This window comes from Oceaniglobus trochenteri (assembly GCF_020529025.1).
Classification (GTDB): Bacteria; Pseudomonadota; Alphaproteobacteria; order Rhodobacterales; family Rhodobacteraceae; genus Oceaniglobus; species Oceaniglobus trochenteri.
On the sequence record NZ_JACNMM010000002.1, the window covers coordinates 589648 to 602488 of the forward strand.

Annotated in this window: 15 protein-coding genes; 7 read left to right on the plus strand and 8 right to left on the minus strand. The window is 66.7% G+C overall.

Features of this window, described 5'->3' with window-relative positions:
* Positions 1-63: 63 nt before the first annotated feature.
* A complete protein-coding gene (rimO, locus tag H7828_RS03105) occupies positions 64-1440 on the plus strand; it encodes a 30S ribosomal protein S12 methylthiotransferase RimO (RefSeq protein ID WP_226779474.1) in 1377 nt (458 codons plus the stop codon).
* Positions 1441-1488: 48 nt separating this feature from the next.
* Here rimO and H7828_RS03110 read toward each other — a convergent pair whose 3' ends face one another.
* A complete protein-coding gene (locus tag H7828_RS03110; RefSeq protein ID WP_226779475.1) occupies positions 1489-2208 on the minus strand; it encodes a M48 family metallopeptidase in 720 nt (239 codons plus the stop codon).
* A gap of 176 nt (positions 2209-2384) precedes the next feature.
* Between H7828_RS03110 and H7828_RS03115 the strand changes: the two genes are divergently transcribed.
* Positions 2385-2618 (plus strand): hypothetical protein, encoded by a 234-nt coding sequence (locus tag H7828_RS03115; RefSeq protein ID WP_226779476.1) that lies wholly within the window; start codon positions 2385-2387, stop codon positions 2616-2618.
* On the opposite strand, the gene H7828_RS03120 is transcribed toward H7828_RS03115, so the two are convergent.
* Positions 2609-2872, minus strand: a complete 264-nt coding sequence (locus tag H7828_RS03120) for a DUF167 domain-containing protein (protein ID WP_226779477.1) — start codon at positions 2870-2872, stop codon at positions 2609-2611. The genes H7828_RS03115 and H7828_RS03120 overlap by 10 nt on opposite strands.
* 79 nt (positions 2873-2951) lie before the next feature.
* On the opposite strand from H7828_RS03120, the gene H7828_RS03125 reads away from it, so the two are divergent.
* Together H7828_RS03125 and H7828_RS03130 are read left to right on the plus strand one after the other, a co-directional pair.
* Positions 2952-3527, plus strand: a complete 576-nt coding sequence (locus H7828_RS03125) for a nitroreductase family protein (RefSeq protein WP_226779478.1) — start codon at positions 2952-2954, stop codon at positions 3525-3527.
* The gene (locus H7828_RS03130; protein ID WP_226779479.1) at positions 3524-4249 is read left to right on the plus strand and encodes an EI24 domain-containing protein; all 726 of its coding nucleotides are present in this window, start codon (positions 3524-3526) and stop codon (positions 4247-4249) included. The genes H7828_RS03125 and H7828_RS03130 overlap by 4 nt, the downstream gene beginning before the upstream one ends.
* Here H7828_RS03130 and H7828_RS03135 read toward each other — a convergent pair.
* Together H7828_RS03135 and mce are read right to left on the minus strand one after the other, a co-directional pair.
* Entirely contained in the window at positions 4179-4475 is a 297-nt protein-coding gene (locus H7828_RS03135) for a DUF1467 family protein (RefSeq protein WP_226779480.1), read from the minus strand. The two genes, H7828_RS03130 and H7828_RS03135, sit on opposite strands and share 71 nt — an antisense overlap.
* A 61-nt stretch (positions 4476-4536) precedes the next feature.
* Positions 4537-4941, minus strand: coding sequence for a methylmalonyl-CoA epimerase (gene mce, locus H7828_RS03140; RefSeq protein ID WP_226779481.1), 405 nt, complete (start codon positions 4939-4941; stop codon positions 4537-4539).
* A gap of 145 nt (positions 4942-5086) precedes the next feature.
* Here mce and H7828_RS03145 point away from each other — a divergent pair, with 145 nt between their 5' ends.
* Positions 5087-5809 (plus strand): response regulator, encoded by a 723-nt coding sequence (locus H7828_RS03145; RefSeq protein ID WP_226779482.1) that lies wholly within the window; start codon positions 5087-5089, stop codon positions 5807-5809.
* On the opposite strand, the gene H7828_RS03150 is transcribed toward H7828_RS03145, so the two are convergent.
* On the minus strand, positions 5810-6529 hold the full coding sequence (locus tag H7828_RS03150; RefSeq protein WP_226779483.1) for a GNAT family N-acetyltransferase: 720 nt from the start codon (positions 6527-6529) through the stop codon (positions 5810-5812).
* Positions 6530-6658: 129 nt separating this feature from the next.
* On the opposite strand from H7828_RS03150, the gene H7828_RS03155 reads away from it, so the two are divergent.
* Positions 6659-6835, plus strand: coding sequence for a hypothetical protein (locus H7828_RS03155; protein ID WP_226779484.1), 177 nt, complete (start codon positions 6659-6661; stop codon positions 6833-6835).
* A gap of 4 nt (positions 6836-6839) precedes the next feature.
* On the opposite strand, the gene H7828_RS03160 is transcribed toward H7828_RS03155, so the two are convergent.
* From H7828_RS03160 to aspS, 3 genes are all read right to left on the minus strand, one after another.
* Positions 6840-8036 carry a DUF1501 domain-containing protein gene (locus H7828_RS03160; protein WP_226779485.1) on the minus strand — a complete coding sequence of 399 codons (1197 nt, stop codon included), beginning with the start codon at positions 8034-8036 and terminating at the stop codon, positions 6840-6842.
* A gap of 14 nt (positions 8037-8050) precedes the next feature.
* Positions 8051-9409, minus strand: coding sequence for a DUF1800 domain-containing protein (locus tag H7828_RS03165; protein WP_226779486.1), 1359 nt, complete (start codon positions 9407-9409; stop codon positions 8051-8053).
* 118 nt (positions 9410-9527) lie between these two features.
* A complete protein-coding gene (gene aspS / locus H7828_RS03170) occupies positions 9528-11306 on the minus strand; it encodes an aspartate--tRNA ligase (RefSeq protein ID WP_226779487.1) in 1779 nt (592 codons plus the stop codon).
* A 171-nt stretch (positions 11307-11477) separates the two neighbouring features.
* On the opposite strand from aspS, the gene H7828_RS03175 reads away from it, so the two are divergent.
* The gene (locus tag H7828_RS03175) at positions 11478-12674 is read left to right on the plus strand and encodes an SAM-dependent methyltransferase (RefSeq protein WP_226779488.1); all 1197 of its coding nucleotides are present in this window, start codon (positions 11478-11480) and stop codon (positions 12672-12674) included.
* Positions 12675-12841 lie beyond the last annotated feature (167 nt).

Here is a 12841-nt window from a genome sequence, read left to right on the forward strand (position 1 = left end):
AAAGAGCCACGTCCCCCTCATGGGGCGTTCCGTTCGTCTGCGCGGCGGTGTATGGGGGCGTCCATGGCTCAGAACCCACCCAACCTCCGCCCCGACCTGGCCCCCAAGGGCCGCTTTGGCGAAACACCCCGCAGCGGCCAGCCGACCATCGGCATGGTCTCGCTCGGCTGTCCCAAGGCGCTGGTCGACAGCGAACGCATCCTCACCCGGCTGCGGGCCGAGGGCTATGGCATCTCCCCCGACTATGCCGGCGCCGACGCGGTGATCGTCAACACCTGCGGCTTTCTCGATTCGGCCAAGGCCGAAAGCCTGGATGCGATTGGCGAGGCGCTGGCCGAAAATGGCAGGGTGATCGTGACAGGCTGCCTCGGGGCCGAGCCTGACTATATCCGCGAACATCACCCCCGCATTCTGGCCGTGACCGGGCCGCATCAATACGAACAGGTGCTGGATGCCGTGCACGGCGCCGTGCCGCCCAGCCCCGACCCCTTCATCGACCTGCTGCCCGCCAGCGGTGTCTCCCTCACACCGCGCCATTTCAGCTATCTGAAGATTTCGGAAGGCTGCAATCACAAGTGCAGGTTCTGCATCATCCCCGACATGCGCGGCCGCCTTGCCTCGCGCCCGGCCCATGCCGTGGTGCGCGAGGCGGAAAAGCTGGTTCAGGCCGGGGTGAAGGAACTGCTGGTGATCTCGCAAGATACCAGCGCCTATGGCGTCGACATCAAGCACGCGGAAGATCGCGGCCACCGCGCCCATATCACCGACCTGGCCCGCGATCTGGGCGCGCTTGGCGCCTGGGTGCGGCTGCATTACGTCTATCCCTATCCCCATGTGCGCGACCTGATCCCGCTGATGGCCGATCCGGCCAATGGCGTGCTGCCCTATCTCGACATTCCGTTCCAGCACGCCCACCCCGACGTCCTGAGACGCATGGCCCGCCCTGCGGCGGCGGCGAAGACGCTGGACGAAATCACCGCCTGGCGCGACATCTGCCCCGACATCACACTGCGTTCGACCTTCATCGTCGGCTATCCCGGCGAAACCGAGGCCGAGTTCCAGACCCTGCTGGACTGGCTGGACGAGGCGCAGCTGGATCGCGTCGGCTGTTTCCAGTACGAGAACGTGGCCGGCGCCCGCTCGAACGCCCTGCCCGATCATGTGGCGCCCGAGGTCAAGCAGGACCGCTGGGATCGCTTCATGGAAAAGGCCCAGGCCATCTCCGAGGCCAAGCTGACCGCCAAGGTGGGCAAGCGCCTTGACGTGATCGTGGACGAGATCGACGAAGAAGCCGCCACCTGCCGCACCTGGGCCGATGCGCCCGAGATCGACGGCAACCTCTTCATCGACGAAGGTTTCGCCACGCTGAATGTCGGCGACATCGTGACCGTCGAAGTGGACGAAGCCGGCGAATACGATCTGTGGGGGCGGCTGGTCTGACCCGACCCCGGCAAGCCACCTGTCACATGCGCAGTCCGCGGCGCAGGGTCATAACCCCGCCGCCACCCGGCGTACCGTGGCGATGCGATCGGCGTTGGGGGGGTGGGTGCCCAGGAAGCGGTTGCCCGGATCGGGTGAGCGGGTGAAATACTGGGCTCCGTGCACCGGATCGTACCCGGCCCGCGCGGCGATGACGGTGCCCAGGGCGTCGGCCTCAAGCTCGAACGACTTCGAAAATTGCCGCGCCCCAAGGGTTGCGCCGATGTTCTGCGCCTCGCGCACCCCGGCGGCATTGGCCCCGCCGACACTGGCCAGCACCCCGGCAAGGATTGCACCCCCCATGGCCGATTGGCGCGCCCGCGCAATATGCCCCGAGATGTGGTGCGCCGTCTCGTGGCCCAGGATGAAGGCCAGTTCGTCGGTATTGCGCGCCTCGGCGATCAGCGACAGGGTGAACCCGACGATGGGGCGGCCCGATTCATCCTGCGTCTGGAAGGCATTGGGCGGCATCTCCCGCCGGTCGTCGACAACGATCACGAAATCGCAGTTCACGCCGCTGGTGCGTGCACGGCATTCGCGTTCGGCCACAGGCTCGACCGTTTCGATCACCGAGATGAAGTTGCGCGCCGCCATCTCGCCGCTTTGACGCGGCGGAACGGGTGCCGGGGCCGGCTGGGTGCCCGGCGCCTGCGGCGGTGGCAGCGAAACCGACGGTGCGGCACAGCCCGCAACGGCCAGAAGCATGCCCAGCACCAGACCCGTTCGCATGACACCCACTCCTGTTCTGCGCGCCGTCCTGGACGCCCCCTTGTCACCCACCAAGCATAGCCGACCCGCCGACAACAGCCAGTGGGCCGCGCGATTTTTTCCGCCGCCCTGCCCGGCCTCGCGCAGATGTCATCACCGCGCTGGACCCTGCCGGGCCGCGGGCCTAGGGTGGCGGCATGTTTACCATCGAACACGATTTCGACGCCACTGTCGTCACCCTGATCGACGATCCCGCGCCCCACCGGCAGGGCGATATCACCATCAATGCCTTCGAGGATTGCGTCACCGTCGAACAGCACGATCCCGAAACCGACACCCTGCGCAAGATCACCCTGTCGCTGGGTCAGGTGCGCGACCTGGCGGCGGCGCTGAACCTGCCCGAAGGCGCCTATCGACTGCGTCAGCCCTGATCCAGGCGAAACACCTTCTGGCGCGACGTGGTGCCGCGCTCCAGCACCAGCCGGGTTTTCGCCACGCCCATGGCGGCGGCCAGCAGATCGCGGGCCGCGGTCGTGGCGCGCCCGGCCTCGGGGCGGGCGGTGACGTAAAGGCGCAGCGGATCGCCCGCCACCACCCGGTTGCGGGACGCGCCCGGCGTCACATGCACCGCGATGCGCGCCCCCGGCTGTGCCAGCCCGCTCAGATCGATACTGTCGCGCCCCATGATCCCGCCCCCATCACAGGCGCGACTTGACCCCGCGCGCCCCGGCGCCGACATATCGCCAAACAGACCGGAGATCAAAATGCCCCAAGCCAACCCCGCCGCGCTTGAATTCCTGCTGACCCGAAGATCGCGCCCCGCCCGCACGCTGGGCCTGCCCATCCCGGGCGAGGACGATCTGCGCACCATCCTGACCGCCGCCGCCCGCACCCCCGACCACGGCAAGCTGGAGCCCTGGCGCTTTATCGTGCTGGACCGTGTTGCGCTTCTGGCCATGGCCGAAAAGGTGGCGCAGCGTGGTGCGGCCCTGAACCTCGACCCCGACAAGCAGGCCAAGGCGCGCGACGAATATGCCAATGCCCACCTTGCGGTGGCCGTCGTGGCCGCCCCGCGCGATTCTGACAAGATTCCGCGCAGCGAACAGGTTTATTCCGCAGGCGCCACCTGCCTTGCGCTGCTGAACGCCGCGCTGGCCGCCGGCTGGGGTGCGAACTGGCTGTCGGGCTGGCCCTCGCGCGATCCCGAGATCACCGCCTGGCTGGGGCTGGCCGCCCACGAGGACATCGCGGGCTTCATCCATCTGGGCACCGAAAGCGCCGCCCCGCCCGATCGCCCCCGCCCCGACATCGATGCGATCACCACGCGGTTCGTGCCATGATCTTCGCAAGCTTCTGGCGTGCCGTGAAACAGCTGGGCGATCCGCGCTTCCGGCGCGTGCTGTTTCTGGGCCTGGGGCTGACCGTCGCGCTGCTGTTCGGGGTCTATGCGGTGTTTCTGGGGCTGATCAACTGGCTGGTCCCGGACGAGGCGACGATCCCGGGGGTGGGCACGGTCACCTGGATCGACGACCTGCTGTCGGGGGCGTCGATCCTGTTCATGATGGTGCTGTCGGTGTTCCTGATGGTGCCGGTCGCCTCGGCCTTCACCTCGCTGTTTCTCGATGACGTGGCCGACGCGGTGGAAGACCGCCACTATCCGCAGCTGCCCCGGGCCCGGCCCCTGGGGTTCTATGCGGGGCTGCGCGATTCGGTGAACTTCATGGGCGTGCTGATCCTGGCCAATATCCTGGCCTTCGTCGCCTATGCCTTCCTGGCGCCGGCAGCCCCGGTGATCTTCATCCTGCTGAACGGTTATCTGCTGGGGCGCGAGTATTTTCAGCTTGTCGCCATGCGGCGCCTGTCACGCGACGAGGCGCGCGCCCTGCGGCGGAACAACGCCGGAAAGATCTGGCTGGCCGGCGCCCTGATGGCCCTGCCGCTGACCGTGCCGCTGGTGAACCTGCTGGTGCCGGTGCTGGGTGCGGCGACCTTTACCCACCTGTTCCACCGGCTGGACCGTTCGGCTCCATCCGGTGGAACCAGTCCAAATCGGAGACGCTGATCCAGCCGGACATGATGATCCCGGCAATGACGCACCAAAGCACCACCGTGATGGCCGTCACCCAGAGGAACTTGCGTTTCAGGTTCAGGCGCGCCGGGCTGCCCGCCGAGGTGCCCGGCACGACCTCGCCCTCGTCGCCCTGGGTGCGCAACCCGATGGGCAGGGCGATGAACAGCACCATGAACCAGATCACGGCAAAGAGGACGAGAGCGGAGGTGATGTTCATGAAACAGATGTCCTTTCCGGGGGGAAGCGTCGGAATTTGAGTATTTTAAGCAAGAAAGAGATCAGGCCTGTTCAAGCTCGATCAGGCAACCGTTGAAATCCTTGGGGTGAAGGAACAGCACCGGTTTGCCATGGGCGCCGATCTTCGGGTCGCCGTCGCCCAGCACGCGGGCGCCATCGGCCAGAAGCCGGTCGCGTGCCGCGATGATATCGTCGACCTCATAACAGATGTGGTGGATGCCGCCTGCCGGGTTTTTCGCCAGGAAGGCCGCGATGGGGCTGCCGTCGCCCAGGGGGTGCAGCAGTTCGATCTTGGTATTGGGCAGGTCGATGAACACGACCCTCACGCCATGGTCCGGTTCGTCCTGCGGCGCGCCCACCTCCGCGCCAAGTGTGGTGCGATACTGTTCGGCGGCGCGGGCCAGGTCGGGCACCGCGATGGCGACATGGTTCAGGCGTCCGATCATCAGCTTTCTCCGCGCGGTTCGGCCCCGTTATGACGGCCTGTCGGTAGCGCGGCAAGGGACGGAAGGCCGCAGGCGGTTAACCCGCTGTTAGCCTTCATCCCGCAGGGTGAAGCGAGGCGATTCCATACCACGGAGGAAGATTGCGATGCCTGACATGCATGATGAATTCCTTTTTCCGTTCAAGCCGACGGCCGACCGCCCGCTTCTGGGGCAGACCGTCCTTATCGTCGAGGACAGCCGTTTCGCGAGCGAGGCGGTGCGCCTGATGTGCCTGCGCTGTGGGGCGCGCATCCGCCGGGCCGATACCCTGGCCGCCGCGGCGCGCCACCTGCGGGTCTATCGCCCCTCGGTCGCGGTGATCGACCTGGGGCTGCCCGATGGATCGGGGCGCGAATTGATCGGCGATCTGGCCCAGACCCGCCCGCGCCTGCCTGTCCTGCTGGCAATGTCGGGTGAACCGGGCGCCGAAACCGCCGCCCTGGCGGCCGGGGCCGATGCCTTTCTGGAAAAGCCGCTGGTCTCGCTGTCGCTGTTCCTTGAAACGATCCTGTCGCACCTGCCACGCGAGAGCCGCCCCAAGGGCCCGCGCCCGGTGCTTGAAGGGCAGGTGCGCCCCGACCGGCTGGCCCTGCAGGACGATCTGACCCATGTCTGCGACCTGCTTGGCACGGCCGATACCGCGCACCGGCTGCGCTATGTCAGCGGGTTCCTGAGCGGCCTGGGCCGCAGCATCGGGGATGACGACCTGACCGGTGCCGCCCGCAGGCTGGCCGACCTTGCGGGCGCGGGCGAACCCACCGCCCGGCAGAAGACGATCCTTTCCGCCATGGTGCAGGCCCGGCTGGCGGACCGGCCCATCGCCATCTGATCAGCCCCGCAGCGCCGGATCGCCCGTAACCCGCACCAGCGCCGTCAGATCGCCCAGGCGTTCGCGCTGCTGACCCGTCTCATCGAAATTCGAAGGCGACAGCCAGGCGTCGAAGGCGGCCTGCAACGCCGGCCACTCGGCGTCGATGGCGGCGAACCAGGCCGTGTCGCGGTTGCGCCCCTTGACCACGCCCGCCTGGCGGAACACCCCCTCGTAGCTGAAGCCGAGGCGTTGCGCCGCGCGCCGCGAGGCCAGGTTCAGCGCGTTGCATTTCCATTCAAACCGCCGATAGCCGGCCTCGAAGGCCCAGCCCATCATCAGATAGATCGCCTCGGTCGCCACGACCGTGCGCTGCATTTCGGGCGACAGCGCGATATGGCCCACCTCGATGCTGCCCGATTCGGGCGCGATGCGCAGGAAACTGGCCACACCGCCCAGCCGCCCGGTGGCGCGGTTCTCGATCGCGTAGAAGGCCGGATCGTCGCCCGTGGCCTGTTCGCGCACCCAGCGGTGATAGGCCGCGGCCGAGGTGAAGGGACCATAGGGCAGGAAATCCCACATCCGGTCGTCGGCGGAATTGGCGCGGTGCAGGGCCGCGGCGTGATCGTCGGCGCTGAGCCGGTGCAGGCGGGCGTGGCGCCCCTCGATCAAACCCGGGCCGGGGCGGGGCGGCGCCCGCCAGTCCGGCACCGGTCGGCCCAGCCTCTGATCGTCATCCATGCCGCAATCCTTTCCCGCGTCCGACACGAGGATGTGCCGTTTCGATCTTATTCCTGACCGATTCTTTAATCATTCTGGGGTCAAGGTCAAAGGACCAGGGGCGATGCCCCGTCAAGGAAGGGAACGACGATGGAAAAGCTGGTTGAAACCGTCATGCGCCACGAACGCCAGGGTGATCTGCTGGATCGTGTGGTTCTGGCCGTCGGCATCCTGTCGCTGTGCCTTGCCCTTGCCGGCACCTTCATGGCCGGGTCTGACGACCTGGCGCAAGACGCCGCACCCGTCGCCGCCATCTCGACCGTCTGATCCCCTAGCGCAACAGGCCGGGATTGGCGCCCATGTCGAGCCCCGGGAAGATGTCACGCTCCAGCAGCGCCGTTTCGGTGCCGAACAATCCGCGCATCGCCCAAGCCGCATAGGCCCGCACATCGCCCGTCGGCATCAGGTCGCGCCTTTCGTAAAGGTCGGCTTCGTCAAGGCCCGGCCAGCGGCCCAGAACCTGCCCCCCGCGCACCGCGCCCCCGGCCAGCAGCATGGCGCCCCCGGTGCCGTGATCGGTGCCGCGCGTTCCGTTTTCGCGCACGGTGCGGCCAAATTCCGTCATCGCCAGAACCGTGGTCTTGCCCCAGACCGGGCCAAGGCCCGTCTTCAGGGTCAGGATCGCATCGGCCAGTTCGCCCAGGCTTTGGCCGATTCCCTGGTCCTGGCGGCGGTGGGTGTCCCATCCGCCCAGCGAGAAGGCCGCGATGCGGGTGTCGTTGTACAACCGTTCGGCCGCGAAACCGGCCAGCTTGCGCACCGAATTGCGCCCGCCCTGTGCAACCATTCCCGCCAACGCCGCACCTCGGCGGCTGACGGTATCGGGGGCCGCCAGTTCGGCCAGGTCCATCGCCTCTTGCGCGGCATCGCGGAACAGTGGGTCGGCGTGGTAAAGCTCATCCAGCAGCAGGCGCGATTGCCCGGTGACCGTCAGCGCCGCCTCGGGCGACCAGTTCAGCACCGGCGCAGGCCCGGCCAGCACCTTCATCTCGTCCCGGCCGATGGCAAAGGCGGTTTCGCTGGACAGCCCCGGTGCGGTCTGCAACAGGCGGTTCAGCCAGCCATCGCGCCGCGCCTCGTCCGCCATGTCCAGCCCGGTTCCGGCCTCAAGGATATCCTGACCGTCGAAATGGCTGCGCTTGCCGCGATAGGGGGTTGAAACCGCATGGGCAAAGCCCAGTTCGCCCGCGTCCCAAAGCGGCTTCAGCGGCGCCAGGGCCGGGTGCATCGCGTAAAACCCAAGGGGAATGCCCGGTTCACCCAGAAGCCCGGGACGCGCCGCCGCGAAGGCCGGGTCACCCACCGGGCGCAGGGCGTCCAGCCCGTCCATCCCGCCGCGCAGGATGATCACCACCAGCCGCGCGTCCCAGGGCCCCGAGGCCAGCGTGACCGTGGTAAGGAACGGATGCGCGGCCAGCGAACAGCCGACCAGCCCGGCACCCCGGCGCAAAAATCCCCGTCGATCCATTCTCGCGTTCCCTGTCATCTGCGGTTGAACTCGGGCGATGCCAGCACAAGGCCGACCCCCTGCACGACGCTGTCGGCCGCCCCGACCGACCACATCAGCCGCGCCGAGGCGGTTTCGCCCAGCGCCACCTGCACGAAATCGCGCGGGTCGGGCAGTTGCGGGCGCAGGCGGGCAGGCATCGTCATGGCCCAGCGGATGCGCGACGACAGGCCCAGGGGCGTGATCCAGGCCTCGGCCTCTTCCGGCCATCCGTCCGGGCCGCCGGGGCGCATGAAGGGCTGCCCCATCACGTCAAGCGCCGTCAGGGTCGCGGGGCGGAAAAGCTGCCCCTTCATGGCCATCACCGCATCACCCCGCACCCCCAGCGTGCGCATGGCGGCGCCGATGAAATCCAGCGGTTGGCGGGCCTTGCCCAACGTGGCATCGCGGGCGGCCGGATGGTCGATCATCGCGGCGTAGGCGGCCATCAGATCACCATCGCTTTGCCGCCAGGCCCCGGCGATGGCCGCCACCAGATCGGGCGCGGGGTCATCCGAGACGAAATGCACGGCCAGCTTGCGGGCGATATGGCGGGCGGTTTCGGGGTGAACCGCCAGATCGTCGAGAAAGGCGTGAATATCCTCAAGCCGGGCGCGTTTCGGGCGGCCATAGGTTTGCCCCAGGATGGTTTCACTTCCCGGTTCGGCGCGGCCGGGCACGAAGCGCGGGCCTTCAACCGCCGAAAAGGTGGCGCCGGTCAGAAGTTCGGCAAACTGGCGCACGTCCTGCTGGGTATAGCTGCCGTCAACGCCGATCGTGTGAAGTTCCAGCACTTCCCGCGCGAGGTTCTCGTTCAGGCCCAGGCCACGGCGCAGGCCGACCCGCGAACGGGGACCGATCGAATTGACCTGGTCGAGAAAGAGCATCATCTGCGGATGCAGCACCGTGGCGCGCAGCATATCGCCAAAGCGGCCGGTCATGTGCGGGCGGATCGCACCGTCGATGAAATCGGCGCTCAGGGGAAGACCACCCAACCCCTTGTGGCGAAGCGAGAAATGATCGAGCCAGAACAGGCAGAGCCGTTCGCGCAGGGGTGTGTCGCTGTCCATGATCCGGGCGAAAAGCGCGCGGGGCATACGCCGCTGAAGGGCGCGGATCTGTTCGACCACCGCTTCGTGCGCGGCTTTTGCACCGGCCTTGTCCTGACGCATCGCCTTGCCGGTTTCGCCATAGGTGCGCACCAGTTCCAGGGCCTCGGGGGTGGTAACCGTGGGAAAGGCGGCGCGCATCCGGTCGGCGCCCCGCAGCGATTCCAGGATCGCATCGCCATCGCGTGGCTGTTCGCCTGCCGGGCCAAACCCGAAGCGGATGGTCAAAAGGGTCGACTGCGTCATCGGCGGCGTCTCCGGGCGGACGAACGGATGTGTCAGCCCGGAATATGTGCTGTGTTGCGCGCCGTTTCCAGCCCCGGCAAATCCGCCGGCCGGTTCTGGCCGACGGACAGAAAGCGGCTCAGCTTTCGGGCGGCAGGACGCGCAGGCGCAATTCGCGCAGCTGTTCGTTCATGGGTTCGCTGGGCGCGCCCATCATCAGGTCTTCGGCGCGCTGGTTCATGGGGAACATGATGACCTCGCGGATGTTCGCCTCATCCGCCAGCAGCATGACCATCCGGTCGATGCCCGCCGCACAGCCGCCGTGGGGCGGAGCGCCGTACTGGAACGCGTTGACCATGCCGCCGAACCGCTTGCGCACTTCCTCTTCGCCATAGCCGGCCAGCTCGAAGGCCTTGAACATGATTTCCGGCTTGTGGTTCCGGATCGCACCCGAGATCAGTTCATAGCCGTTGCAGGCCAGGTCATACTGGAAGCCCAGGACATTCAGCGGATCGCCCTCCAGCGCCTCCATCCCGCCCTGCGGCATCGAGAAGGGGTTGTGGGAAAAGTCGATCTTGCCGGTTTCCTCGTCGGCCTCGTACATCGGGAAATCGACGATCCAGGCGAACTGGAAGCTGTTTTCGTCGGTCAGGCCCAATTCTTCGCCGATCACGACCCGCGCCTTGCCCGCGACCCGTTCAAAGGCCGAAGGCTTGCCCCCCAGGAAGAAGGCCGCATCGCCCACCCCAAGGCCCAGCTGCTGGCGGATCGCCTCGGTCCGCTCGGGGCCGATGTTCTTGGCCAGGGGGCCGGCGGCCTCGATCCCTTCGCCCTGGTCGCGCCAGAAGATATAGCCCATGCCGGGCAGCCCTTCCTTCTGGGCGAAGGCGTTCATGCGGTCGCAGAACTTGCGCGATCCGCCCTTCGGCGCGGGAATGGCGCGGATTTCGGTGCCTTCCTGCTCCAGCAGCTTGGCGAAGATGGCAAAGCCCGATCCGGCAAAATGTTCGCTGACCACCTGCATCTTGATGGGGTTGCGCAGGTCGGGCTTGTCGGTGCCATACCACAGGGCCGCGTCGCGATAGGAAATCTGCGGCCAGTCGGTGTTCACCTTGCGCCCGCCGCCGAAGCGTTCGAAACAGCCCTGGATCACCGGCTGGATGGTGTCGAACACGTCCTGCTGGCTGACAAAGCTCATCTCGAGGTCAAGCTGGTAGAAATCGGTGGGCGAACGGTCGGCGCGGGGGTCTTCGTCGCGGAAGCAGGGCGCGATCTGGAAATACTTGTCAAAGCCGCTGACCATGATCAGCTGCTTGAACTGCTGGGGCGCCTGGGGCAGCGCATAGAACTTGCCCGGATGCAAACGCGAGGGCACCAGGAAATCGCGCGCGCCCTCGGGCGAACTGGCGGTGATGATCGGCGTCTGGAATTCGTTGAAACCCTGGTCCCACATCCGCTGGCGCAGATCGCGCACCACGTCGCTGCGCAGCACGATGTTGTCGTGCAATTCCTGGCGGCGCAGATCCAGGAAGCGATAGCGCAGGCGCGTTTCCTCGGGGTATTCCTGATCGCCGAAGACCTGCAGGGGCAGTTCGCCCGCCGCACCCAGAACCTCCACGTCGCGAACGTAGACCTCGATCTCGCCGGTCGGAATCTTGGTGTTCACCAGTTCGGCGTCGCGCGCCTTTACCGTGCCGTCGATGCGGATGCACCATTCCGCCCGCACCTTTTCCAGCGCCTTGAAGGCCGGGCTGTCGCCGTCGCACAGCACCTGAGTCATGCCGTAATGGTCGCGCAGGTCGATGAACAGTACGCCGCCGTGGTCACGGACGCGATGCACCCAGCCCGACAGGCGCACATCGCTGCCCACATCGGATTTGTTCAGATCGGCGCAGGTATGGGAGCGATAGGCATGCATCGGGGGCCTCCGGGGCTTTGGTCATTCGGGCGTCAGGTTGGCGCCGATACACCTGCGGGCGCGCCGAAAGTCAAGGGAACCTTGGGCACAAGCCCGCCTGCCGTTGCATCGCCCCCATTGAACTTGCATCGGAAACCCGCAGGATGGTGGCAAAAAAAGAGGAGATTCTCCATGTGGGACAGTCTGTTCGAAACCTTCCTCAAACGCATGATGCGTCAGGGCGCCATCGTCGTGACACTTCCCTCGGGGCGCGAGGTGGTCGCGGGCGACGGCAGCCCACCCCTGCGCGTCACCCTGACCGACCCGACCCTGGTGCAGCGCATCGTGATGACCCCGGACTTGGGGGTTGGCGAAGGCTACATGGATGGCACCCTGCAGATCGAGAATGACGACCTGCGCCGCTTCCTTTCGCTGGTGATTGCCAATTCCTGGAACGGGTCACGCTCGGCATGGCGCAACCCCCTGCGCCATGCCCGGCGTGCCCTGCGCCGGATCCAGCAATATGCCCCCGCCCCAAAGGCGCAGGCCAATGTCGCCCATCACTATGACCTGTCGGGCGAATTGTACGACCTGTTCCTTGACGCCGACAAACAGTATTCCTGCGCCTATTTCCGCACCCCCGATGTCAGCCTGGAGCAGGCCCAGGCCGACAAGAAGGCCCATATCGCCGCCAAGCTGCTGCTGGAACCGGGGATGCGCGTGCTGGACATCGGTTGTGGCTGGGGCGGCATGGCGCTGACGCTGGCGCGCGATTTCGGCGCGCAGGTGGTGGGTGTCACCCTCAGCCGCGAACAGCACGCCATCGGGCGGCAGCGGGTGGAAGAGGCCGGATTGTCCGAGCAGGTTTCGATCCGCCTGCAGGATTACCGCGAGGTGCGCGGCAGCTTCGACAGGATCGTGTCGGTGGGCATGTTCGAACATGTCGGCGCGCCGCAGTACGAAACCTATTTCCGCACCGTTCACGATCTTCTGGCGCCCGACGGCGTGGCGCTGATCCATACCATCGGGCGTCTGGGTCCGCCGGGCATCACCAGCCCCTGGGTGAACAAGTACATCTTCCCCGGCGGCTACGTCCCCGCCCTCTCCGAGATGAGCGCGGCCATTGAACACCAGAACCTGACCATCACCGATGTCGAGGTCTGGCGGATGCATTACGCCGAAACCTTGCGCCACTGGGAGGAAAGGTTCACCGCCAATATCGACCGGGCCCGCGAACTTTACGACGACAGGTTCTGCCGGATGTGGCGGTTCTACCTGATCGCCAGCGAAATGACCTTCCGCCACGGCCCGCAAGTGGTGTTCCAGGCACAACTGGCCCATTCGAAAACGGCGGTGCCGATCACGCGGGATTATTTGTATCCCCAATGATCCCCGGGCGCCAAGGATTGCCGCGTCAGCCCCCCTTGCCCGGCGCCGTCCGTTGGAGGCTGGCAATGTTACTCTGCGCGACGGGCTCCAACTTGTGCCTGCCGGCTCAATCGCGGTGAAACCGTTTCCGGCCGCCATCATCCGCACCGGGAAATCGCGGACCAAGG

What these genes read in the sequence shown, in the direction of transcription:
- rimO (WP_226779474.1), top strand. Translation starts at nt 64, where the DNA reads ATGGCTCAGAACCCACCCAACCTCCGCCCCGACCTGGCCCCCAAGGGC.
- H7828_RS03155 (WP_226779484.1), top strand. Translation starts at nt 6,659, where the DNA reads ATGGAAAAGCTGGTTGAAACCGTCATGCGCCACGAACGCCAGGGTGAT.
- H7828_RS03125 (WP_226779478.1), top strand. Translation starts at nt 2,952, where the DNA reads ATGCCCCAAGCCAACCCCGCCGCGCTTGAATTCCTGCTGACCCGAAGA.
- H7828_RS03160 (WP_226779485.1), bottom strand. Translation starts at nt 8,036, where the DNA reads ATGGATCGACGGGGATTTTTGCGCCGGGGTGCCGGGCTGGTCGGCTGT.
- aspS (WP_226779487.1), bottom strand. Translation starts at nt 11,306, where the DNA reads ATGCATGCCTATCGCTCCCATACCTGCGCCGATCTGAACAAATCCGAT.
- H7828_RS03115 (WP_226779476.1), top strand. Translation starts at nt 2,385, where the DNA reads ATGTTTACCATCGAACACGATTTCGACGCCACTGTCGTCACCCTGATC.
- H7828_RS03165 (WP_226779486.1), bottom strand. Translation starts at nt 9,409, where the DNA reads ATGACGCAGTCGACCCTTTTGACCATCCGCTTCGGGTTTGGCCCGGCA.
- H7828_RS03110 (WP_226779475.1), bottom strand. Translation starts at nt 2,208, where the DNA reads ATGCGAACGGGTCTGGTGCTGGGCATGCTTCTGGCCGTTGCGGGCTGT.
- H7828_RS03150 (WP_226779483.1), bottom strand. Translation starts at nt 6,529, where the DNA reads ATGGATGACGATCAGAGGCTGGGCCGACCGGTGCCGGACTGGCGGGCG.
- H7828_RS03145 (WP_226779482.1), top strand. Translation starts at nt 5,087, where the DNA reads ATGCCTGACATGCATGATGAATTCCTTTTTCCGTTCAAGCCGACGGCC.
- H7828_RS03175 (WP_226779488.1), top strand. Translation starts at nt 11,478, where the DNA reads ATGTGGGACAGTCTGTTCGAAACCTTCCTCAAACGCATGATGCGTCAG.
- H7828_RS03120 (WP_226779477.1), bottom strand. Translation starts at nt 2,872, where the DNA reads ATGGGGCGCGACAGTATCGATCTGAGCGGGCTGGCACAGCCGGGGGCG.
- mce (WP_226779481.1), bottom strand. Translation starts at nt 4,941, where the DNA reads ATGATCGGACGCCTGAACCATGTCGCCATCGCGGTGCCCGACCTGGCC.
- H7828_RS03135 (WP_226779480.1), bottom strand. Translation starts at nt 4,475, where the DNA reads ATGAACATCACCTCCGCTCTCGTCCTCTTTGCCGTGATCTGGTTCATG.
- H7828_RS03130 (WP_226779479.1), top strand. Translation starts at nt 3,524, where the DNA reads ATGATCTTCGCAAGCTTCTGGCGTGCCGTGAAACAGCTGGGCGATCCG.